The sequence below is a fragment of the Brucella sp. TWI559 genome (assembly GCF_039674265.1).
Taxonomy (GTDB): domain Bacteria; phylum Pseudomonadota; class Alphaproteobacteria; order Rhizobiales; family Rhizobiaceae; genus Brucella; species Brucella chromiisoli.
The window spans coordinates 81,926-103,843 of sequence record NZ_JBDJNE010000013.1 but is presented as its reverse complement, the minus strand read 5'-3'; the positions used below and the strand labels follow the sequence as shown (position 1 = coordinate 103,843).

Here is a 21,918-nt window from a genome sequence, read left to right as displayed (position 1 = left end):
TGACCGACCCTTTGGCTTTCACCTTGGGGCGGTCGCCTGTGTGCTCTTTCAAGGCGAGAAATGTTTCCAGCAATTCTTTGGAAAGGCGGGGAACAACCTCGCCATTTTCCAAAATGCCAATGATGGTATTGGAGTCCCGGATGCGTTGCATGGCTTCCTCTGCTGCGGTTTAAAAATCGGGGGAATTTATCCGCGCCATTCCGGCGCAAAAGGGATTTCGTCATCGAGATCACGCGCGAAGCCGCCGCCGCTCTGGCTGGCGTAGCTTTCCGCCGATTGTGAATTGCTCTGATGATCGCGCGTGCGCGTTTCGCCACGTCACTGCTTGCCATATCGACACGTTATGGTTGTTGGGAGCGGCTCTTGAATGATTGACTACCAATTAGAAGCCCCTTAATTCAAGGACCACGAAAAGGGGCTTCAATGAATTGTTATCTCATCAATCTTGATCGCAGTCGTGATCGGCTGGAATTTATGGCTTCGCAGTTCGAAAAGCATGGACTGACATTTGAGCGAGTGGAAGCAGTTGATGGGCGCGCTCTTTCAGAGGAAAAGTTGGCTTCCTATACCCAGCTTAGCAAGAATTGGCCTATCGCCCTCGGACCAACCGAAATTGGATGCTTCCTATCGCATCGAAAGTGCATAGAAATGGCAGCTAAAAGCGAAGCAGCTTTTTCGGCTATATTTGAAGACGATGTTACTTTGAGCAACGGTGCCGCCCGTCTTCTTTCCTCCGACCATTGGCTTCCTGCAGAAGCTGACCTTGTTAAGATTGATGCGTATGGACATGAGGTTTTAATCTCACTCCCAGTTACTAAAGAAGGGCCATACGCAGTTACACGCCTATTGTCGCGCCATTTGCAAACAGGTGGATACATTATTTCGCGGATAGCAGCGCAACGCCTTATCAAGATGATGGACAAAGCGCCCGCGCCGGTTGACCATTTCCTTTTTGATCCGGAAGACGGTCCCTTTAACGAGTTTAATATATATCAGATTACGCCAGCTATCTGTTGGCAGTCTGGGCTACAAAGCACCATTGGAGGAAACAGGCCACGTAAAAGCCGTCCAACATTCTTCCCGCTTCTCTGGCGTGAAGCTACAAGGTTCGTACGCCGCACAAAGCACAACTCAAAAGGCACATGGGTGAATTTAACGCGGGCTGGACAATGGGGACCAATACCGCGCGATAAAGATATCGCTTAAGCTTTTCGCTGCATCGCTAAAAGCAGCCAATAAATAAACTAACCAAAAGCCCGGCCTTAGTGCCGGGTTTTTTTGTTGCCGAAATCAGCCTGTGGCGGGGCATACCCTAAAATTAAAGGAACGAACCCGATGTCGACACCGACTTTCGGCATGACTTTCACGCGGCCAAATGACGAACCGTTGCCGGTTCTCGGCGCAGACTTTTCAAAAATACTGCTCACCGAAACTTCAAACGATGCATCAGCTTCTGAATATCCAGAGGATACGCCAGTCCGCACTTCCACAAGCAATGGCGATGCTGTTGAAGCACTTGGCACCGGCTGTCTCACCGATGCCGTCAAAGGGATCAACGCACGGACTCGTTGTTTGAATTAATCGGCAGTACGCCAGATATAGCGAAAACACATGAAGACATCGATATAATGTGGGAATCTGCTGTTGCACTTGCTTAAGCTGGCTGCGAGTTTTCCAATTGCAATTCTCGCTCCCTTCGGCGCGCAAGTTCTCTCATCGGGCCGGTGCGAAGCGAGGATTCTTGATTCAATTCGCCGCCTTTCTTCCATATTCCATATTTCTCGCGAAAATAATCGATAACCAGCAAATCGGCATTCACTCGATTATGCCCTGCTTCTACGAAGCCCAATAAGCTATCAATACTGGCACCTTCGGTTTCCGGTAAGTGCTTGCGCTTTCCGGTCATCCAAATCGGGATCCCGCGACGTTCCAAATGGCCGGACAACCAGGGATCGTCCACAGTCCACATAACATCCGGGATATCGTAGAATGCTTCATCGAACCATTCCGGGCGTACAAGCACCCCGGCAAAGCCGGCGAGCTGGTCTACATAACCGGCAGTCGAAAGATTGGGCTTATATAAAAATAGGCTCAGTATCCGCTTGGTACGGTATGAAGAATTCTTTTTCTTCCACCTGCCACGCGGAAGCCGATCTGTGGGGCGGCAATCGTCAGAAATATCGGGAAAGCTTTCTCCGACTTCGACGATACAGGCATCAGGATGTTCTGCCGAAGCATCTTTGAAACGCTTATGCCAGCCAGCATCATAAATCTTGTCATCATCGCAAAACAGGATATCGACGTTTTGGTCTTTTAGATCACGTGCGGCAGGCAGAACTTTTGTAGCAGGCCCGTAATCCTTGTCGCATCGCACGATACTGACGCCAGATGGCACCGGGGGCAACGCGCCATCCCAGTTAGTAAACCGCCGATATTCCATCGGGATATAAACACGAATCTCTTGAAACTTGAGGCTTTGTGACAGAAGCGACTTCAGTGTTGGTTCAATCAAATGAAATCGAGAAGGGATCGTCGATAGTGTTACTACCGTTGGTCTGCTCATATTGCCCCCAGTATATGCCTAAGAATTAAATACTCGCGAGTTCATCAACTCTTGTAAGAAGGAATGTCAAGCTTGATGCGGTGAATTTAGCTTGTGGCAAGTCTCTTTTGTGGTGGGCAGCCTGTTTCAAGCGATGCATTCGCTTTGTTCTGGGCGCTGCGCGACGATTGTTGCCACTCACAAACTGACAGCTAGTCCGCATAATGCGGCCTATTAGTTTTCAACAAGCCCGGCCATTGTGCCGGGTTTTTTGTTGCCGAAATCAGCCCGTGGCGGGGCATACCCTAAAATTAAAGGAGCGAACCCGATGTCGACACCGACTTTCGGCATGACTTTCACGCGGCCAAATGACGAACCGTTGCCGGTTCTCGGCGCAGACTTTTCTAAAATACTGCTCATCGAAACTTCAAACGATGCATCAGCTTCTGAATATCCAGAGGATACGCCAGTCCGCATTTCCACAAGCAATGGCGATACCGTTGAAGCACTTGGCACCGGCTACCGGACAGCAGATTATCACCGGGCTGCTGTCACTCTTCGGCATATTCTACGGCGTAGACTCATAAACTGATGCACCAAATGCGGACAGCGATGAGTTTGACAGCAGCCAGGAAATTGGCCGGGGTTTTGTCGTAACGTGTTGCAATGCCGCGATAGTGCTTGAGGCGGTTAAAGAAGCGCTCGACCAAGTTTCTCTGGCGATAGACCCATGGCGAGAATGCAAATACGTCCTTAGCGCTCAGGGATTTCAGACCATGACGATCCTGTGCGGAAGCGCCATAGAATGCCATTGAGTACCATGCGATCATCGACGCGGGGTACACCACGAGGTTTGCATGGCAACAGCGGCGCAATAATCGACCATTCGCGTTCTGTAAGTTCATAGCGGCGACGTGACATCAAAGACCTTCAAATCCGAGACATTTGAATCACTAATCCATTCAAATAGCTAGACTATTTATGAGTGCACGACCTAATATCGAAGGGCAAGTTAATGCTGGATGTGTGTGGGGAGCGAACTTAAGTGGAAAGGCAGGCTTGCGCCTGCCTTTCCTGTTGCCTGAGACAGGACTTCCAAAGTGCGGGGGCAAACAGGAAGTCCATCTCGGATCCGAAGGGATTGATCATGAAAACCGGGGAATGTAAATCAGAAAATGCTAAAATAACTATCGCTTTGGGATTAAAGCTTGGGATAGTTAATTTTTCTATAAATCACAAAGTTTTACATGATGTGGCAAAGTCGCATTAATATTACTTTTCTTCTAATTTCGACGTCTTTGTGCTCGTCAAATTTTATGCGTGAAGCACAATCGCCGCTTTAAATACGCATAAAAAAACCTCCGGTCGAAACCGGAGGCTTTCTATTTTTGATCTGTTGCCCACGCCACTCTGCGGCGCAGGCTTTAAACCATGGGCGTGCTTTACAGATTTCCTAGAAATCCATGCCGCTCCCCGCACCGCTTTGCGGTGCAGGCTTTTCTACTCATGGGCGTGCTTTATGGATTTCTTAGAAATCCATGCCGCCCATGCCGCCCATACCGCCAGGCATGCCAGCAGGAGCTGCATCCTTCTTAGGCAGTTCAGCAATCATGGCTTCGGTGGTGATCAGGAGGCCAGCAACCGATGCTGCGTTCTGCAGAGCGGTGCGAACAACCTTAACCGGGTCAACAACGCCAGCCTTGATCAGGTCACCGAATTCACCATTGGCAGTGTTGTAGCCATAGGTGTCGGAGCCGTTTTCAAGAATCTTGCCAACGATCACGGAAGCTTCTTCACCAGCATTGGTCGTGATCTGACGAGCAGGAGCCTGCAGAGCGCGACGAACGATGTTGATACCAGCTTCCTGGTCAGGGTTTGCACCCTTGGCAGAAATCTGAGTCGAAGCGCGGAGCAGAGCAGTACCACCACCAGCAACGATACCTTCTTCAACCGCAGCGCGGGTTGCATTCAGGGCGTCGTCAACGCGGTCCTTCTTTTCCTTAACTTCGATTTCAGTTGCACCGCCAACGCGGATAACTGCAACGCCGCCAGCAAGCTTAGCAAGACGTTCCTGAAGCTTTTCACGGTCGTAGTCAGAAGTGGTTTCTTCAACCTGCTGCTTGATCTGCGAAACGCGCGCGTCGATTTCAGCCTTCTGGCCTGCACCGTCGACGATCGTGGTGTTTTCCTTCGAGATCGAAACTTTCTTCGCACGGCCGAGCATGTCGAGCGTAACGGTTTCGAGCTTGATGCCGAGGTCTTCGGAGATAACCTGACCGCCGGTGAGGATCGCGATGTCTTCGAGCATTGCCTTGCGGCGATCGCCGAAGCCAGGAGCCTTAACAGCAGCAATCTTCAGGCCGCCACGCAGCTTGTTGACAACGAGCGTTGCAAGAGCTTCGCCTTCAACGTCTTCAGCGATGATGACGAGTGGCTTCGAGGTCTGAACAACAGCTTCGAGAACTGGCAGAAGAGCCTGCAGGTTCGAGAGCTTCTTTTCGTGCAGAAGGATATATGCGTCTTCGAGGTCAGCAACCATCTTATCTGGGTTGGTGACGAAGTATGGCGACAGGTAGCCGCGGTCGAACTGCATGCCTTCAACGACTTCGAGTTCGGTTTCAGCGGTCTTGGCCTCTTCAACCGTGATCACGCCTTCGTTGCCGACTTTCTGCATCGCTTCAGCGATCATCTTGCCGATTTCGGCTTCGCCGTTTGCGGAGATCGTACCAACCTGAGCAACTTCTTCCGAAGTGTTGATCTTCTTGGCCTTGCCGAGAAGGTTTGCAACAACTTCAGTGACTGCGAGGTCGATGCCGCGCTTCAGGTCCATTGGGTTCATGCCGGCAGCAACTGCTTTTGCGCCTTCCTGAACGATAGCCTGACCGAGAACGGTCGCCGTGGTTGTACCGTCACCAGCAGTGTCGTTGGTCTTCGAAGCCACTTCGCGCAGCATCTGTGCGCCCATGTTTTCGAACTTGTCTTCGAGTTCGATTTCCTTGGCAACCGATACACCGTCCTTGGTGATGCGTGGAGCGCCGAAGGACTTGTCGATAACGACGTTACGACCCTTAGGGCCGAGCGTTACCTTAACAGCGTCAGCGAGGATATCGACGCCGCGCAGCATCTTTTCGCGCGCAGTGCGACCGAATTTTACGTCTTTTGCAGCCATTTTACTCTCCTGGGAAATGTCCCGGTCAGATTATGGTGAATTGATTTCTGGTAAGAACGAAACCGTTCTGGGCTGAATTAGCCAACGATATCGAGCCTGAGGCGTTAGCCAACAATACCGAGAATGTCGGATTCTTTCATGATCAGCAGGTCTTCGCCACCGATCTTGACTTCGGTGCCTGACCACTTGCCAAACAGAACCTTGTCGCCAGCCTTAACTTCGAGAGTGATCAGCTTGCCTGCTTCGTCACGAGCGCCAGCGCCAACAGCGACGATTTCGCCTTCCTGTGGCTTTTCTTTAGCGGTGTCCGGGATGATGATCCCGCCAGCGGTCTTAGCTTCCGATTCAACGCGACGAACGACGACGCGGTCATGAAGCGGGCGGAACTTGATATCAGCCATGGTATAACCCTTGGTGTTATAGACGTTGAACCCTATTAACGGATCAGCTGATCCGCGCTTGTTAGCACTCTACTTGTGTGAGTGCTAACGTGCTACTGAGATAGAAGCGCCCCTATTGTTTGTCAAGGATCGTTGCCGTTTTTTGACAATGCAAAAAATAAATTTTTGCTTCTTACGCGCTGACAGCATGAACGCGATTTGTACGACAGGTGGGGACTATACAGGTGTTTGACAAGGTAGGTCGAAAAATAACGCCATTTATGGGGTTGTCTTCAACAAACGGCTCGGTTGGTTAACGCAATTGATTTATTTGTCAGTTCATTTGGACGCAGAGAGCTTCAAGCCGGGTGACAGATCAGGCTGTGTCTTGTAGAGGAAGCCCACTGTGGATTTTTTTGACGACATTTGGTTTCTGAGCCTACCGGACAATAGGAAGATTGAGGAAAAAGATGAAACTGCCTGAACGCCTTGATGATCTGACGGATGGATATGACGCGATCTTCTGTGATGTCTGGGGTGTGCTGCATAATGGCGAAGTCGCTTTCCCTCAGGCGGTTGCAGCCTTACAGCGTGCACGTGCAAAGGGACTGACCGTTATTCTGGTGACCAATGCACCGCGCCCGTTTCCAAGTGTGATTGCGCAAATGACGCTGCTCGGTGTTCCGGAAGATGCCTATGATCGCGTGGTCACATCTGGCGATGTCACGCGTGATCTCATTACCGAGGGACCACGCAAGATTTTCCATATCGGCAGTGAGCGCGAGCTGGTTATTTATGATGGACTTGATGTCGAGCTGGTAGAAGAGTTTGAAGCATCGGGTGTTGTCTGTACGGGTCTATATGATGATGAGACGGAAACGCCGGACAATTATGCCGAGCTTTTACAGCGTCTGCGTTCGCGTAATCTGCCATTTATCTGTGCCAATCCCGATATTATGGTCGAGCGCGGATCGCGCCTGATCTGGTGTGCTGGCGCCTTGGCGAGAGATTACGGCCAGCTTGGCGGGCGCACACTGATTGCAGGCAAGCCACATCGCCCGATTTATGAAGCGGCTGCGAAGGCGGTTGAAGAAATTCGCGGACAGGCAGTCGACAGGAAGCGCATTCTCGGAATCGGCGATGGTGTGCTGACCGATGTGAAGGGTGCTGCAAATTTCGGCCTTGATGTTCTTTATATTTCCGGTGGGGTACATGCCGCGGATTATGCTGCGGATGGCATTGTCGACTTCGACAAGATGGACGCTTTTCTGAAGAAGCATGGTCATGCGCCCATTGCGTCACTTTACGCTCTTGTTTGATATCAGTTTCGAGAATCTGCTTCGACCATGACAAACCCTGCTTTTCAGCGTCTATCAGGAACAGATATCCTGCCGCACCATCTGCGTGATTGTGTGGTGGCGATTGGCAATTTTGACGGTGTTCATCGCGGTCATCAGGCCGTGCTTGAGCGTGCGCTGGAACTTGCAAAGCAAAATGCTCTGCCCGCACTGGTGCTCACATTCGAGCCGCATCCGCGCAGCTTCTTCAAGCCGGATGAGCCTGTGGAACGCCTGACCGATGCGGTGGAAAAGGCAGAAATTTTGCGGCTTATGGGTTTTGATGCTGTGGTCGAGCACCCCTTTACCGCAGATTTTGCATCGCTTTCTGCAGAAGATTTCGTGCACAATATCCTTGTCGAGCGTTTATACGCCAATTGTGTTGTCACTGGATATGACTTCCATTTCGGCAAAGGTCGGCGCGGCACGCCGGAATTTCTGCAACAGGCGGGAGAATCGTCAGGCTTCAGCGTGTCGCTTGTTGATGCCTTCAGCGACGAAGGCGGCTGTCTTGTTTCTTCAACACGCGTTCGTTCGCTTCTCTGTGCAGGAGAAGTCGCGGAGGCTGCTGGTTTGCTTGGCTATCGCTACCGGGTCAGCGGCGAAGTCATTCACGGTCAAAAACTCGGGCGCACACTTGGCTTTCCAACCGCCAATATGACAATTGATGACCATGTCAGCCTCAAACACGGCATCTATGCAGTTCGTTTCCGCAGAGCGGATGGAACATTGCATGATGGTGTCGCAAGTTTTGGCCGTCGCCCGACCGTTGCCAGCGACGGCAAGCCATTGCTGGAGACCTTTGTCTTTGATTTTTCCGGCGATCTGTATGGCGAAGTGGCTGAAGTGTCTTTCTTTGCCTATCTGCGCGGCGAAGTGAAATTTGACGGCCTTGATCCGCTGATCAAGCAGATGAAACATGATGAAGAAGAAGCACGGGCCGTGCTTGCAGGCGCGCAGCCATTGTCTCAACTTGATCGTCTTCTGTCATTCTTGCAGTAAACTTGTTACTATATTAGAAATAGCTACTATATATTCTGTTTTAGATTTAATTTAAATTTTACATATTCCGTTCAAACAGTCTCAAATACCCCTAATTTTTTGGGAACTGTTTATCGGAGTTTCAAGTGACGCGTATTGTTTCCCTTACCTTTGTTACGGGCGCTGCATTGTTCATAGGTTCTCTGTCGGCCATAGCTGCAGATATGCAGCAGACCGATGTTTATGTGAGTGAGGACGTAAAGCCAGCTCGCAAGTATTTCTGGTCCGGTGACTGGTATCTTAAGGTCGGGGCTGCGGGTTTGATTGCGCCGAAGTTTGAAGGCTCCAACAAATATCGTTTTTCCGCACAGCCACTGGTCTCGCTTGGGCGCCAGGGTGAGGCCGAGCGTTTTTCTTCGCGCAATGACAATGTGTCCTTTGCGCTGTTCGACACGGATCGCTTCCGCGCGGGAGGCGTGGGCAAGCTTCTGTTCAAGCGTGATACCGATATTGACGGCATCAAGGAAACCAAGTTTGGCGGTGAAGTCGGTGGTTTCGTTGACGTTTACCCGACCGACTGGCTGCGTTTGCGTGGTGAAGTGCGTCAGGGGATCCGTGCGCATAAGGGCGTTGTTGCCGAGGTTGCCGCAGATGCTTTCTACGATGTGACGCCTGTTATCCGCGTTTCGGCTGGTCCGCGTGCAACTTTTGCATCCAAGGACTACTTCAAGACCTATTATGGTGTAAGTGCTGAAGAAGCTGTTGCATCGGGTGTTAAGGAATATCGTCCAGGTGGCGGTTGGGAATCTGTTGGCGTTGGTGGTGCCATAACGTGGCGTGCAACTGACAAGATAGATACGAGCCTGTTTGGTGAGTATAGTCGCCTTCAGGGGCCTGCGAAAGATTCGAGCATCGTAAAGCAGCATGGCTCAGCAAACCAGTTTATGGTCGGGATTGCAGCGACTTACCGCTTCGATTTCTCGCTCGACTGAGCAAACAACGCCAATCTGTAAAGTTTTTCAGGGGCAGGGTTGCAAGTTTATTACGCCCTGCCTCTTTATTCCTGTGAAGGTCATTGCTAAAAGCATGCCCATGATGACGGATTTTCGGCATATTATTGTGGCCATACGAATTATTGGCCCGGCCTTCCTCTAAGCCTTGATGGCGTTGCGCAAAGCGCAGTGCATGGCAGGAAGGTCCGGGAATGACTGGCTATGCCTCGCAGCTTTCAGAGTTTTCAAGCATTTTCACCCGCCATATTGCCGTGCGGGATTACAGGCAAACGATAAAATGACCGACAAGATCGATTATTCCAAAACCCTCAACCTTCCGCAGACCGCGTTTCCGATGCGCGCGGGCCTGCCGGCGCGCGAGCCGCTTCTGGTGCAGCGCTGGGAGGAAATGAACCTTTATAAAAAGTTGCGTGAAGACGCGAAAGACCGGCCGCTTTATGTGCTGCATGATGGTCCTCCATACGCGAACGGCAACATCCATATCGGCCACTCACTCAACAAGATCCTCAAGGATGTGATCACACGCTCATTCCAGATGCGCGGTTTCAACTCGAATTATGTGCCGGGCTGGGATTGCCATGGCCTGCCGATCGAGTGGAAGATCGAAGAAAAATACCGCGCGCAGGGCAAGAATAAAGACGAGGTTGAGATCAACGAATTCCGCAAGGAATGCCGTGAGTTTGCAAGCCACTGGATCAAGGTTCAGTCGGAAGAGTTTAAGCGCCTTGCAATTTGCGGTGATTTTGAAAACCCATACACGACCATGAACTTCCATGCAGAAGCACGGATTGCAGGCGAACTTTTGAAGTTTGCAGCGTCCGGCCAGCTTTATCGTGGTTCCAAGCCGGTTATGTGGTCGGTTGTCGAACGCACAGCACTGGCTGAGGCTGAAGTCGAATATCACGATATCGAGTCGGATATGATCTGGGTGAAATTCCCGGTTGCGGGTGATGGCGAACTGGCAGGTACTTCCGTTGTTATCTGGACGACAACCCCTTGGACCATTCCGGGAAACCGTGCGGTGGCTTACTCCTCGCGCGTCGCTTACGGTCTGTATGAAGTCATTGCCGCTGAGAATGATTTTGGCCCTCAGCCGGGAGAAAAGCTCATCTTTGCCGATAAGCTTTCCGAAGAATGCGCCAAAAAAGCCAAGCTCGAGTTCAAGCGTCTGCGCGACATCTCGGCTGACGAGCTTGCAAAGAGCGTGCTTTCCCATCCTCTCAAAGGCTTTGGTGGCGGATATGAATTCGTCGTTCCGCTGGTTTCGGGTGATCACGTCACCGACGATGCCGGTACGGGCTTCGTTCACACGGCACCAAGCCATGGTCGCGAAGACTTTGAAGCCTGGATGGACAATGCGCGTGAACTTGAAGCACGCGGCATTGATCCGAGTATCCCGTTCCCGGTCGGCGATGATGGTTATTACACCAAGGATGCGCCGGGCTTTGGCCCGGATCGTGAAGGTGGGGCTGCACGCGTTATCGATGATAACGGCAAGAAGGGTGACGCAAATGAATCCGTCATCAAGCAGCTCATTGCGCGTGACAAGCTGTTTGCACGTGGCCGTCTGAAGCATTCTTATCCGCATTCATGGCGCTCGAAAAAGCCGGTTATCTTCCGCAACACGCCGCAATGGTTCGTCTATATGGACAAGAACCTTGGTGATGGAACCACGCTGCGCTCACGCTCGCTCAAAGCCATTGAAGAAACGCGCTTTGTGCCTGCTGCCGGTCAGACCCGTTTGCGTGCCATGATCGAAGGCCGCCCGGATTGGGTGCTTTCGCGTCAGCGCGCCTGGGGCGTGCCGATCTGCGTTTTTGCGGATGAAGAAGGCAATATTCTGCAGGATGATGCCGTTAATAAGCGCATTCTTGAGGCTTTTGAAGAAGAAGGCGCTGACGCATGGTTTGCCGAAGGTGCGCGTGAACGCTTCCTGGGTAGTCGCGCACATGAACGCTGGACGCAGGTTCATGACATTCTCGACGTCTGGTTCGATTCGGGCTCGACGCACACGTTCACGCTGGAAGATCGCCCGGATATGAAGTGGCCGGCCGATGTTTATCTTGAAGGATCGGATCAGCATCGTGGCTGGTTCCACTCGTCGCTGCTGGAAAGCTGCGGAACGCGTGGCCGTGCGCCTTACAATGCGGTTGTCACTCATGGTTTCACCATGGATGAGAACGGCAAGAAGATGTCGAAGTCGCTCGGCAACACCGTGATACCACAGGACGTGATCAAGGATTCGGGCGCGGATATTCTGCGTCTCTGGGTCATGACTACGGACTACTGGGAAGATCAGCGTCTGGGCAAAAACATCATCCAGACCAATATCGACGCTTATCGCAAGCTGCGTAACACCATCCGCTGGATGCTCGGCACCCTTGCCCATGATGAAGGCGAAACGCTGCCGCATGCTGAACTGCCGGAGCTGGAACGTTTGATGCTGCATCGTCTGGCCGAACTCGATGAAGTCGTTCGTTCGGGCTATGATGCGTTTGATTTCAAGCGTATTGCCCGCGCGCTGATCGATTTCATGAATGTCGAACTCTCGGCCTTCTATTTCGATATCCGCAAGGATGCGCTTTATTGCGATGCGCCATCGAGCGCCCGCCGCAAGGCAGCGCTCCAGACGGTGCGCGCGATCTTTGATCGTGTAACCACATGGCTTGCACCCATGCTGCCTTTCACGACCGAAGAAGCATGGCTGGATCGCTATCCGCAGGCGGCTTCAGTGCATCTTGAACAGTTCCGCGCAATTCCGTCTGAATGGCGCGACGATGTGCTGGCAGAAAAGTGGCGCAAGGTTCGCAATGTCCGCCGTGTTGTAACGGGTGCTCTGGAGCTTGAACGCGCCGACAAGCGCATCGGTTCTTCGCTGGAAGCAGCCCCTGTTGTCTATATCGCAGATAAGAGCCTTGCCGATTCGCTTGAAGGTCTGGATTTTGCTGAGATTTGCATCACCAGTGGTATCGAGGTTAGCGATGCTGTAGCCCCTGCTGAAGCCTTCGTGCTTGATGACGTTAAGGGGGTTGCTGTTGTTCCGGTTCGTGCGCAAGGCGAGAAATGTGCCCGGTCATGGCGTTACACCACCGATGTCGGCTCCGACCCGGAATTCCCGGACGTCTCGGCACGCGATGCGGCTGCACTGCATGAATTGAAGGCTTTGGGTAAGCTTTCCGCATAACAACCAATGAAGGCCCGGTTGCGGTTGCATCCGGGCTTTTTTCGCCCAAGGGGTTGCTTTATAAATTGAGCGTATGGTGAAATAGCGGTTAATATCGCGATTGCCCGTAGAGACGCTCTCATGTACAAGGCTCTCCTTGAGATAAACTTGCAATCTGCCTTGGAGTTGCCGGTTTCTTGCGGCAAGGGTATTAAAGAAGCCTTTGGCAACAGAAAATCGACAGGCGTAAAAGAAGTGGCGCTAATGAAGATTGAAGGACGAGTTCTGGTATTGATGACGGCAGTTGCGGGGCTCGCGCTGTCCGGTTGTGTGTCGTCGCCGACCTACGGAACCGACAAGACCGCTGGTGCGCAGCTGCTTGACGATATGTCGAACATGGCAAGCTTCGGTCAGGGCAAGAATAAAGAGCGTATCAATTATAAGCCGCGCCCTGATCTTGTACGTCCTGCACAGGGTGATAAGGGCATTTTGCCTGCACCGCAGGAAAGTGTCGCAAGCGCAAGCGATCCTGCCTGGCCGGAATCGCCGGAAGAGCGCCGCAAGCGTTTGCGTGATGAGATTACTGCAAATCGCGACAGCCCGAACTTTGTTTCTCCAATTGATCAGGATGTTGCAGTTGCGGACAATGCGAGAATGCTTCCGCGCGGCAACAGCCGCCGCGAAGAATACGAAACGCGCACGCCAACAGCAGATCCGGCACGTATTGCCGAGCTGAAAAAAGCGCGTGAGCAGCAGTCACAAGGGTCTTCTACAACGCGTAAATATTTGAGTGAACCGCCTTTGGGGTATCGCCAGCCTGCGGCAACAGCTGCCGCCGGTGAGTTGGGGCAGGATGAGGCCCAGAAAGAGCGTGAACGCAAAAAAGCCGCCAGTGGCGGTGGCAAGAGTTGGCGCGATATTCTGCCTTGGAATTGATTATCTGATAGATGTTTAAATGGTTCATCAGCTGAAAGATTATTCTTTCAGCTGATTTTTTTAGGCGCGCATGACTTTAGCATATTTCCAATAGTTCACCCCCGGAATGTGATGGTTGCTTATTTTCATTTTCACAGAGGAAAGCACTATCGGTCACTTTTCAAGGCAGCGCCAAGACCACGCACGTCATCAAAGCAGAGCTAAAGCTGCTGAAAGCTCAAGTCGCGGAATTCGCGCGGCTCTAGGCAATATGGATAATTATTTTTCGGTCGTGGTGTGAGAGGATTTTGTTTCTGAACAGGAGAACAGACCGCTGTGAAATGTATCTCCATAAGGGCTGTTCGACGCATTCAGGGGCAAAACCCACCATGCCCCAAATAGATATGATGAAAATATAATTTTCCACACGGCCTATGGGATCAACGAAAAGACTGTGAGGAAGTGGTGATCCAGATCGGACGTTACAGATGCGTCAATAGAGCCGAAGGAACGTAAAAGCACTCTCCTTTCAGCTTCTGGGGGCTGCATCATCTCTCTGCCGTTCACCCTCGGCGATCACGATTTTTGCTCAAGTAGCATCAATCGTGTCGCCATGTTTTCTATTGAACAATACACATATATGAGCAGCGCCCGGACCGGTCAGATATTCACCACCTGTGGCAAAGGCTGATCCACATTCATCGCGTGATCAAGAACGCGTTGAAGATTTGCAGCGTGACGGAAGTTCGGCTCCAGACCAACCCCATCCGCTACTGCTCGTGCAAACCGCTGATAATTGGTTTCGACGGGGCTTACTTCAATCTCGCGCCACACCGGTGTCTCAATATCTTCCCCGATTGAACCACGAAGGGTGGAACCTGTCGGTGTATGAATGACTTCAAGCGCGCCTTTGTCGCCATGAATGCGCAATCGCAATTCATTAAGATGACCTGTTGCCCAGCGGCTGGCATGTATGACGCCAAGCGCACCGTTCGAATATTCCGCCGTCATTACAAAGCTGTCATTCGCATCCAGCACATATTCACCGATTTGATTGTTGTCGGCCTTGTCGAAGGTCTTCAATCGGGCCGATGCCCGTTCCACATCGCTGCCGATTGCATAGGATGCAAAATCAAGAATGTGAATGCCAACATCGCCAAGAACCCCATTGGAACCGTGGCGCGTGGAAAGCCTCCAGAGCCACTTGCTCTCGGTTTTCCAGTCACCCCAGGCTTTTGAAACAAGCCAGCTTTGCAGATAAGAAGCCTCGAAGTGACGTACCTGACCGATTTCGCCAGACATCACAATGTCGCGTGCCTTTTGTAAAGGAGCGACATTGCGATATGTAAGATTGACCATATTGATGATGCCCGCCTGCTCGGCAGCATCAGCCATTTCAGCGGCTTTGTCGTAGCTCTCTGCAAGCGGCTTTTCGCAAAAGATATGTTTGCCAGCGCCGATGAGCGCCAATGACGTCGGATGATGGATCGCATCCGGCGTCACATTTGCAACAGCATCAAAGCGGTTCCATTCAAGAGCATCCTCCAGCCGCGTGAAGCGGTCGTGAATGTCATGATTTTCGCAGAATGCATCAACGCGTTCCGCTGACACGTCACAAGCTGCGACCACTTCAACGCCATCTATGGCTTTGAAGGCCTCGGCATGGTTCTTTGCCATGCCGCCAGTTCCAAGAATAAGAAGACGCATCATGCACCTCAACGATAACCGGCTTCACCGGCCTTATGAAGTTTAGGCCCCCGCTCGACAATCGGCTCTAAAGCCTGATCGACCGGGACATTGGGTGCCGTGTGAATATCAGTCCATGCGGGTTGAGGGTTATAGGCCCACTTGACGGCGTTACGCAGTACGGTTTGCACATTCGCATCGTGATAGGTGGGGTAGGTTTCGTGGCCGGGACGGAAGTAGAAGATATTGCCTGCGCCGCGCCGCCATGTGAGTCCTGAACGAAATACCTCACCGCCCGCAAACCATGAGATAAATACCGTTTCTAACGGTTCAGGAACGGAAAATTGCTCGCCATACATTTCTTCGTTTTCAAGCACAAAATTCTCATCCAGCCCCTGTGCAATAGGGTGGCCCCGATTCACAACCCAGACCCGCTCACGTTCGCCTGCTTCACGCCATTTCAGCGCACAGGGCGTTCCCATCAAGCGCTTGAAAATTTTAGAAAAATGGCCTGAGTGAAGCACGATCAGTCCCATGCCCTCAAAAACGCGTCTGGCAACGCGCTCAACAATTTCATCCTTTACGCCGCCATGGTCCTTATGCCCCCACCACACCAGGACATCCGTGTTGGCGAGACGTTCTTCCGTGAGGCCGTGCTCCGGCTCTTGCAAGGTGGCCGTGGTGGCGTCAATGGTGCTATCGCCATTGAGTGCGTCTGCAATCGTGTCGTGCATTCCATTCGGATAAACAGCACGAACAGTTTCATTGATCTGCTCGTGGACATTTTCACCCCAGACGATAGTGCGTATAGACACGGCTATTCTCCTTAATTGCGGCTATCAGCCCTTGTGTGGATTTGAGCCTTGCGAACATGCGCGCCGGTTTATGAAGCCGGTGCCTGAACGTATTGCTCCAAAAAAGATTTCTCGATTTGAAAGGTGGTCTAACCGTCCTGCGCACGCCCATTCTCATCAAAGCGATGGATACGTTCGCCAGTCGGCGCAATGGATAGCAAATCACCGGGTTTGCGGATTGACACGCCGCTTTCGCGAACCACGAGAGGTTCTTCGGCACCGAGATCAATATAGACATATGTATCCGAGCCGAGAATTTCCGTGTGGATCACGCGACCGCTCCACAGACCTTCGTCCGAAACGATCTGGAGGTGCTCTGGCCGCAGCCCGACCGTGTGTGTCGCGAATTGTTCTGCGTATTTTCCACCGAGCAGGTTCATTTTTGGGGAGCCGATAAAGCCCGCGACGAAAAGCGAGTTGGGCTTTTCATAAAGTTCAAGCGGCGTCCCTATCTGCTCCACCCGCCCATCGCGCAACACACAGATGCGATCAGCCAGCGTCATCGCTTCCACCTGATCATGTGTCACATAGATCATCGTGGTGTCTTCCATACTCTGATGGAGTTTAGCAATTTCGAGTCTCGTTGCCACGCGAAGCGCTGCATCAAGATTGGACAGCGGCTCATCGAAAAGAAACACCTTCGGATCCCGGACGATGGCGCGCCCGATCGCAACGCGCTGACGCTGGCCGCCTGAAAGCTGACGTGGCAAGCGTTCGAGATAGGGGGTTAGTTGCAGCATTTCTGCCGACTGTTCGATACGGCGTTTGCACTCCTGTTTGTCTTTGCCAGCCAGCTGCATGCCAAAGGCCATGTTTTCGTAAACCGTCATATGCGGGTAAAGTGCATAAGACTGAAATACCATGGAGATGCCCCGTTTGGACGGGCTCAAGCTGTTAACCACCACGCCGTCGATAGACAGGCTTCCAGAGGTGATTTCCTCAAGGCCCGCGATCAGACGCAGAAGCGTGGATTTCCCACAGCCGGACGGACCAACAAAAACCATGAACTCGCCTGCGCGAATGTCCATGTCCACGCCTTTGATAACTTCAAAATTCCCGAATGATTTGCGCACATCGCGCAATTGAAGCTGTGCCATATGTAAACTCCTATCCCTTCACGCCACCCGCAGTCAGACCGGATACGATCCGCCGCTGGAAGATGAGCACAAGGATGACGAGGGGAACTGTTACGATGACCGATGCGGCCATGATATTGCCCCATGGGATTTCGAATTGACTGCTGCCGGACAAAAGCGCGATAGCCACTGGAACCGTGCGCTGACCCGCCGACGACGTAAAAGTCAGTGCAAACAGGAACTCATTCCATGCAGAAATGAATGCCAGTAACCCCGTTGTCACCAGTGCCGGCCACATGAGCGGCATAAACACACGCGTGATGATGACCCATGGGGATGCCCCGTCTACGATCGCGGCCTCTTCAATCTCGACCGGCAGATCACGCATGAAGGTTGTCAGAACCCAAACCGTGAAGGGCAAGGTGAAGATCATATAGGAGAAGATCAGAGCCAGAGGCGTATTGAATATACCGAGAAACCGGATCAGTTCGAACAAACCTGCAAGCACTGCAATTTGCGGAAACATGGATACCGACAAAATGGTGAGCAGGAGCAACCCGCGACCCCGAAAATTCACTCTGGCCAGCGCATAGGCGGCAGTTATCGCAAGCAGCAGTGAAATTGCGACAACAACTGTTGCAACAAACAAAGAATTACCAAGACTCCGAAGAAAGCTGCCCTGACTGAGAACGCCGGTATAGTTGCTGATGGAAACATCCGTTGGCCAGAAATCCACCTGAAACAGTGCTGTTCCCGATTTAAGACTGGTTATGATCGCATAATAGAACGGAAACACTGCGATAAGGATCATGATGGCAACCAGCAGATAAAAGCCAAGCGTCTTAAGATAATGCATGGCTATTCTCCCTTTGCGCCAATGTTCACACGTCCAAAGAACATGTAGAGCACAGTGATGGCTGCGATGATGAGAAACAGCATCGTGGATGCGGTGGCGCCATAAGCAAATTTATCGAAATCGAAGAGATTTTCGCGCGCGAAAACAGACATTGTTTTGGTCTGCGCATTGTTGGGTGTCAGCACATAGATGAGATCAAAAATACGCAATGCATCAAGCATGCGGAATATAACCGCGACCATCAATGCCGGACGAATAAGCGGTAAAGTCACACGCCAGAATACTTTGAGCGGATGGACACCATCGATCTTGGCAGCCTCATAAATATCGGATGGAACCATCTGCAACCCAGCAAGGATAAGCAGGGCCATGAAAGGGGTGGTTTTCCAGACATCGACGATCAGGATCGCAATCATCGCCGTATCGGGATTTGCCGTCCAGGCGATTTTCTGGCTGATAAGACCGAGATTAAGGAATATGTGGTTCAGAATGCCGAACTGATCGTTGAGCATCCAGCCCCACATTTTCGCCGAGACGATTGTGGGAATGGCCCAGGGAATGAGGATGGCCGCTCGCACAAGGCCTCTTCCGCGAAATTTCGCGTTCAGCACAAGCGCTACAATCAATCCAAAGATGGTTTCGAGACCAACCGAAAACAGTGTGAACCTGATCGTATTCCACACCGCGCCCCACCATGCTGGATCGGCCAGAAGACCGCGATAAACGATGCGGCCGCTTTTTAAGGTGACCCATGTGAAGTAGTTTTTAAAACCGACAAACTCAGCCGTAGCAAGGCTTGTGAGCGATGCATTTGTAAAGCTGAAATAGATCGTTCTAAGCAGCGGCCAGCCGGCCACAAATGCCAAAACAATCAGCGTCGGTGCAAGAAACAGCCATGCCGAACGAATGCGTTGTGTATGCAAGTCGGAATGGTGTCGGCGTCCGTTCGACGCTTTTGAAGCATCAACAGAAGTATCCGTCATAATCTTCCTCTGAGGGCGGCGGGCTCTGAAAATGTTGCGTTCGGATCGCTTGGGAATAGATCCGAACGCGGCTTGATACGTGCTTACCAGCCAGAGCCTTCAAGCTCCGTCAGTTCGACCTCAAGCATTTCCAGGTTCTCGGCAGCTGTTCCACTGCCCGAAAGGGTTTTATGCACAGCAGTCCAGAATTTGGATGAGACTTCATTGTATTTAACTTTTGTCGCTGCCGAAGGCCGCGGCACCGCATTTTGGAAGATGGGTTTCCAATTCGCCATGAAAGGCTGCGCCGCGATAATTTCCTTATCGTCGTAAAGCGCTTCAATGGTCGGCAGACGTGAAATTTGAATTGCCTGCGCCTTCTGAACCTCAGGCGAAGCCAGATATTTCACCAAAGCAATCGCGGCATCCTGTTTCGTGGAATATTTTGACACAGCAAGATTCCACCCGCCAAGTGTCGAGGATGGAGGTTCACCTTCGGCACCAGCCGGTAAAGGTGCAACATCAAATTTGCCTTTCACACCGCTATCGTCATTATTGCCTAAGGCGTAAGCATAGGGCCAATTGCGCATGAACACGGCATTGCCAGTCTGCCAGACGCCGCGCGATTCTTCTTCCTGATAGGCAAGAACGCCTTGAGGGGAAATCGAACCAATCCAGCTTTTTGCACGATCAATTGCGGCTGCTGCGCGTTCGTTGTTGATTGAAATCGTTCCGTCAGCTTCCACAATCTGGCCACCACCGGAAGATTTGACCCACTCAAGCGCATTGCAGGTCAGGCCTTCATAGGCATTGCCCTGAAAGACAAAACCCCACAGGTCAGCCTTGCCTTCTGCGCGCTCTTTTTCCATGATCTCTTTGGCCGTCGCAGTCATCTCATCCCATGTTTTCGGGACAGGCTTGCCGTATTTCTCCAGGAGGTCCTTGCGATAAAACAATGCAGGTGCATCGGTATAAAAGGGCAATGCAACCAGCTTCCCATTGACCGTCTGAGACGCGATGATCGACGGAAAATGGCTTCCTGTTACATCTTTTGTAGCCTGGGTGAGATCAATAAACTGATCTGAAAGCTGCGGAGCCCAAACAATATCCGTCTGATAAATATCAATATCTGCATTGCCCGCCGCAAGCCACAAACGATACTGGCTGAATTGTTCGCTGCTTGATGGCGGCATGGATACAATATGAACCTTGTTGCCGGTATCTTTTTCAAATTTGGCAATCTGTTCCTGTAAAAACTGAATATTGTTGCCAGTTGAATTGGCAGCAATCGAAATTTCGGCTGCGTGAGCGAATGCTGTGCCAAAGCCAAATGCAACACAGGCAGCCAGTGCACCCTTAAGAGCTTTCATTGTTCCCTCCTCCCATCCATTCAGTAAGCGGCCGTTAAAATCGAAAACGGTTTGGATGCCAAAAAGGTTACAGAAGGCTTCAAATCTGTCAAGCTGCTGTTTTTTGGGAAACACAAAATACGACCGATTTAAATATTCATCTATACTTTCAATAATTTACATAAACTTTCCCGATGCAACCGCAGTTCACTCTCCCAATCAGCTACGATTGAGAGGCTTAAATTTCTTACCAAACTTGTAAACGGTTTGGTTCTGCCGCATACTTCTCTCAAAGGGCCATCAATGATGGTGGCCGCGCATTGTTAATCACAAGGAAGCGATTATAATCCAACGTCTAATCCGTTCTCCAAGCCGCAAGATCAAATGAAACTTCGTGAATTCGCCAAACAATTAGGACTTTCTGCCACAACGGTCAGTCGCGCACTGAGCGGCTATCCGGAAGTTGCTGAAACAACACGCAAGCGTGTTCGTGACGAGGCTGTGCGGCTCGGCTATCGTCCGAATGTCAACGCCGTGCGACTTGTGACAGGCCGTGCAGGCTCTATTGGCGTTGTCATGGGCCGCAATAGCGAGTTTCACTTTGCAGAGTTCATGCGTGGTATGGCTGAAAGACTCAGTCAGGATGAGGTGGATATTCTTGTCAGTCCCATAGCCAATAATGGCACGGACGACGAGGTGGAGCTTTGTCGGCGCCTTGCTACCAGTCGGCGTGTTGATGCGATAATCGTGACGTCACCAAAGCCCAATGATGAGCGCATCCGCCTGCTGCATGAACTCGGAATGCCTTTTCTCGTTCATGGTCGATCAAAAATCGACATCCCTCACGCCTGGCTTGATATTGACAACGAGGGCGCGGTCTATCGTTCAACCGCACATCTGCTAGATCTTGGCCATCGCCACATCGCTATGATTAATGGCCGCGAGGGATTTACGTTCTCGCTTGACAGAGACGCAGGATACCGCAAGGCACTTGACGAAAGAGGCATTGCGTTTGATCCGGGCCTGATTGAGCACGGCGACTTCACCGACGAGATCGGTTACCGCTTGGCCCAAAAACTCTTGAGGCGCGAGTTGAGGCCGACTGCTTTCGTTGCAGGCTCTATGATGACTGCTTTGGGTATCTATCGTGCTGCCCGATCGTTTGGCTTGACAATTGGCCGTGACATCTCTGTCATCGCACATGATGACGTCATTTCATTTCTGAGTGCAGACAACATGGTCCCGTCACTGACTGCGACCCGCTCATCGATGCGCGCTGCTGGTAAGCGTTGTGCGGACATGCTGATGGATATTCTTGATGGCAAGTCACCAGCCGATATTCACGAGCTTTGGCCGGTTGAGCTGATCCTCAGGGAGACTGCCACCCGCGTCCCGGATGAAGCCGTCACGTCCATCAAAACGCTGGTATAACCTTATCTTCGAGAATTTTACTTTAAGGAAGGTGATTCTACGTTTGAGCCTTTTTGGCAAAGTAGCCGGGCGGATAGGCCACATCCTGCGGACACCAAGATGAGCGGACGATCTGCTGCGTCAGGACGCGGGGATGCGCGAACGCCACGCACGTCATGCTGTCAACGAAACCAAAATCTCTTCCGAAGATGCCGCAAAATCCCT

Annotated in this window: 18 protein-coding genes and 1 pseudogene; 9 read left to right on the top strand and 10 right to left on the bottom strand. The window is 51.7% G+C overall.

What is annotated here, in order from left to right; all coding sequences use genetic code 11:
* The first annotated feature begins 423 nt into the window (after positions 1-423).
* Positions 424-1,206, top strand: coding sequence for a glycosyltransferase family 25 protein (locus ABE530_RS15270; protein WP_265986078.1), 783 nt, complete (start codon positions 424-426; stop codon positions 1,204-1,206).
* Between the two features lie 129 nt (positions 1,207-1,335).
* Entirely contained in the window at positions 1,336-1,581 is a 246-nt protein-coding gene (locus tag ABE530_RS15265; RefSeq protein ID WP_499695070.1) for a hypothetical protein, read from the top strand.
* Between the two features lie 73 nt (positions 1,582-1,654).
* Here the strand turns inward: ABE530_RS15265 and ABE530_RS15260 are convergent, their stop codons facing one another.
* Positions 1,655-2,563, bottom strand: coding sequence for a glycosyltransferase family 2 protein (locus ABE530_RS15260; protein WP_499695069.1), 909 nt, complete (start codon positions 2,561-2,563; stop codon positions 1,655-1,657).
* A gap of 307 nt (positions 2,564-2,870) precedes the next feature.
* Here ABE530_RS15260 and ABE530_RS15255 point away from each other — a divergent pair, with 307 nt between their 5' ends.
* Positions 2,871-3,134: a hypothetical protein gene (locus tag ABE530_RS15255; RefSeq protein ID WP_499695068.1), complete on the top strand. Its 264-nt coding sequence runs from the start codon at positions 2,871-2,873 to the stop codon at positions 3,132-3,134.
* On the opposite strand, the pseudogene ABE530_RS15250 reads toward ABE530_RS15255, so the two are convergent.
* The 3 genes and pseudogenes from ABE530_RS15250 to groES all read right to left on the bottom strand — a co-directional run bounded on the left by ABE530_RS15250 (position 3,124) and on the right by groES (position 6,112).
* Positions 3,124-3,463: pseudogene (locus ABE530_RS15250) on the bottom strand (transposase). The gene ABE530_RS15255 and the pseudogene ABE530_RS15250 overlap by 11 nt on opposite strands.
* A 607-nt stretch (positions 3,464-4,070) precedes the next feature.
* Complete coding sequence (gene groL / locus ABE530_RS15245) at positions 4,071-5,711, bottom strand: chaperonin GroEL (protein ID WP_265986118.1); 1,641 nt, start codon at positions 5,709-5,711, stop codon at positions 4,071-4,073.
* 104 nt (positions 5,712-5,815) lie between these two features.
* Positions 5,816-6,112, bottom strand: coding sequence for a co-chaperone GroES (groES, locus tag ABE530_RS15240; protein ID WP_499695067.1), 297 nt, complete (start codon positions 6,110-6,112; stop codon positions 5,816-5,818).
* A 449-nt stretch (positions 6,113-6,561) separates the two neighbouring features.
* Between groES and ABE530_RS15235 the strand changes: the two genes are divergently transcribed.
* From ABE530_RS15235 to ABE530_RS15215, 5 genes are all read left to right on the top strand, one after another.
* Positions 6,562-7,410: a TIGR01459 family HAD-type hydrolase gene (locus ABE530_RS15235; RefSeq protein ID WP_265986119.1), complete on the top strand. Its 849-nt coding sequence runs from the start codon at positions 6,562-6,564 to the stop codon at positions 7,408-7,410.
* A gap of 27 nt (positions 7,411-7,437) precedes the next feature.
* Positions 7,438-8,430: a bifunctional riboflavin kinase/FAD synthetase gene (locus tag ABE530_RS15230; protein WP_499695066.1), complete on the top strand. Its 993-nt coding sequence runs from the start codon at positions 7,438-7,440 to the stop codon at positions 8,428-8,430.
* Between the two features lie 203 nt (positions 8,431-8,633).
* Positions 8,634-9,401 carry a MipA/OmpV family protein gene (locus ABE530_RS15225; RefSeq protein WP_499695074.1) on the top strand — a complete coding sequence of 256 codons (768 nt, stop codon included), beginning with the start codon at positions 8,634-8,636 and terminating at the stop codon, positions 9,399-9,401.
* 298 nt (positions 9,402-9,699) lie between these two features.
* A complete protein-coding gene (gene ileS / locus ABE530_RS15220; RefSeq protein ID WP_499695065.1) occupies positions 9,700-12,606 on the top strand; it encodes an isoleucine--tRNA ligase in 2,907 nt (968 codons plus the stop codon).
* 243 nt (positions 12,607-12,849) lie between these two features.
* Positions 12,850-13,521, top strand: coding sequence for a hypothetical protein (locus ABE530_RS15215; RefSeq protein ID WP_265986148.1), 672 nt, complete (start codon positions 12,850-12,852; stop codon positions 13,519-13,521).
* A 639-nt stretch (positions 13,522-14,160) separates the two neighbouring features.
* Here ABE530_RS15215 and ABE530_RS15210 read toward each other — a convergent pair.
* The 6 genes from ABE530_RS15210 to ABE530_RS15185 form a co-directional block, all read right to left on the bottom strand.
* Positions 14,161-15,207 (bottom strand): Gfo/Idh/MocA family protein, encoded by a 1,047-nt coding sequence (locus ABE530_RS15210; protein ID WP_265986317.1) that lies wholly within the window; start codon positions 15,205-15,207, stop codon positions 14,161-14,163.
* A gap of 8 nt (positions 15,208-15,215) precedes the next feature.
* The gene (locus ABE530_RS15205) at positions 15,216-16,001 is read right to left on the bottom strand and encodes a ThuA domain-containing protein (RefSeq protein ID WP_499695064.1); all 786 of its coding nucleotides are present in this window, start codon (positions 15,999-16,001) and stop codon (positions 15,216-15,218) included.
* A 128-nt stretch (positions 16,002-16,129) separates the two neighbouring features.
* On the bottom strand, positions 16,130-17,137 hold the full coding sequence (locus ABE530_RS15200) for an ABC transporter ATP-binding protein (protein WP_499695063.1): 1,008 nt from the start codon (positions 17,135-17,137) through the stop codon (positions 16,130-16,132).
* A gap of 10 nt (positions 17,138-17,147) precedes the next feature.
* Positions 17,148-17,972, bottom strand: coding sequence for a carbohydrate ABC transporter permease (locus ABE530_RS15195; RefSeq protein ID WP_499695062.1), 825 nt, complete (start codon positions 17,970-17,972; stop codon positions 17,148-17,150).
* Between the two features lie 2 nt (positions 17,973-17,974).
* On the bottom strand, positions 17,975-18,955 hold the full coding sequence (locus tag ABE530_RS15190; protein WP_265986296.1) for a carbohydrate ABC transporter permease: 981 nt from the start codon (positions 18,953-18,955) through the stop codon (positions 17,975-17,977).
* A gap of 83 nt (positions 18,956-19,038) precedes the next feature.
* A complete protein-coding gene (locus tag ABE530_RS15185; protein ID WP_499695061.1) occupies positions 19,039-20,304 on the bottom strand; it encodes an ABC transporter substrate-binding protein in 1,266 nt (421 codons plus the stop codon).
* A 363-nt stretch (positions 20,305-20,667) separates the two neighbouring features.
* Between ABE530_RS15185 and ABE530_RS15180 the strand changes: the two genes are divergently transcribed.
* Positions 20,668-21,714 (top strand): substrate-binding domain-containing protein, encoded by a 1,047-nt coding sequence (locus tag ABE530_RS15180; protein WP_499695060.1) that lies wholly within the window; start codon positions 20,668-20,670, stop codon positions 21,712-21,714.
* Positions 21,715-21,918 lie beyond the last annotated feature (204 nt).

What these genes read in the sequence shown, in the direction of transcription:
- groL (WP_265986118.1), bottom strand. Translation starts at nt 5,711, where the DNA reads ATGGCTGCAAAAGACGTAAAATTCGGTCGCACTGCGCGCGAAAAGATG.
- ABE530_RS15180 (WP_499695060.1), top strand. Translation starts at nt 20,668, where the DNA reads ATGAAACTTCGTGAATTCGCCAAACAATTAGGACTTTCTGCCACAACG.
- ABE530_RS15230 (WP_499695066.1), top strand. Translation starts at nt 7,438, where the DNA reads ATGACAAACCCTGCTTTTCAGCGTCTATCAGGAACAGATATCCTGCCG.
- ABE530_RS15200 (WP_499695063.1), bottom strand. Translation starts at nt 17,137, where the DNA reads ATGGCACAGCTTCAATTGCGCGATGTGCGCAAATCATTCGGGAATTTT.
- ABE530_RS15210 (WP_265986317.1), bottom strand. Translation starts at nt 15,207, where the DNA reads ATGCGTCTTCTTATTCTTGGAACTGGCGGCATGGCAAAGAACCATGCC.
- ABE530_RS15185 (WP_499695061.1), bottom strand. Translation starts at nt 20,304, where the DNA reads ATGAAAGCTCTTAAGGGTGCACTGGCTGCCTGTGTTGCATTTGGCTTT.
- ABE530_RS15215 (WP_265986148.1), top strand. Translation starts at nt 12,850, where the DNA reads ATGAAGATTGAAGGACGAGTTCTGGTATTGATGACGGCAGTTGCGGGG.
- ABE530_RS15225 (WP_499695074.1), top strand. Translation starts at nt 8,634, where the DNA reads ATGCAGCAGACCGATGTTTATGTGAGTGAGGACGTAAAGCCAGCTCGC.
- ABE530_RS15265 (WP_499695070.1), top strand. Translation starts at nt 1,336, where the DNA reads ATGTCGACACCGACTTTCGGCATGACTTTCACGCGGCCAAATGACGAA.
- groES (WP_499695067.1), bottom strand. Translation starts at nt 6,112, where the DNA reads ATGGCTGATATCAAGTTCCGCCCGCTTCATGACCGCGTCGTCGTTCGT.
- ABE530_RS15255 (WP_499695068.1), top strand. Translation starts at nt 2,871, where the DNA reads ATGTCGACACCGACTTTCGGCATGACTTTCACGCGGCCAAATGACGAA.
- ABE530_RS15235 (WP_265986119.1), top strand. Translation starts at nt 6,562, where the DNA reads ATGAAACTGCCTGAACGCCTTGATGATCTGACGGATGGATATGACGCG.
- ABE530_RS15190 (WP_265986296.1), bottom strand. Translation starts at nt 18,955, where the DNA reads ATGACGGATACTTCTGTTGATGCTTCAAAAGCGTCGAACGGACGCCGA.
- ABE530_RS15260 (WP_499695069.1), bottom strand. Translation starts at nt 2,563, where the DNA reads ATGAGCAGACCAACGGTAGTAACACTATCGACGATCCCTTCTCGATTT.
- ileS (WP_499695065.1), top strand. Translation starts at nt 9,700, where the DNA reads ATGACCGACAAGATCGATTATTCCAAAACCCTCAACCTTCCGCAGACC.
- ABE530_RS15270 (WP_265986078.1), top strand. Translation starts at nt 424, where the DNA reads ATGAATTGTTATCTCATCAATCTTGATCGCAGTCGTGATCGGCTGGAA.
- ABE530_RS15195 (WP_499695062.1), bottom strand. Translation starts at nt 17,972, where the DNA reads ATGCATTATCTTAAGACGCTTGGCTTTTATCTGCTGGTTGCCATCATG.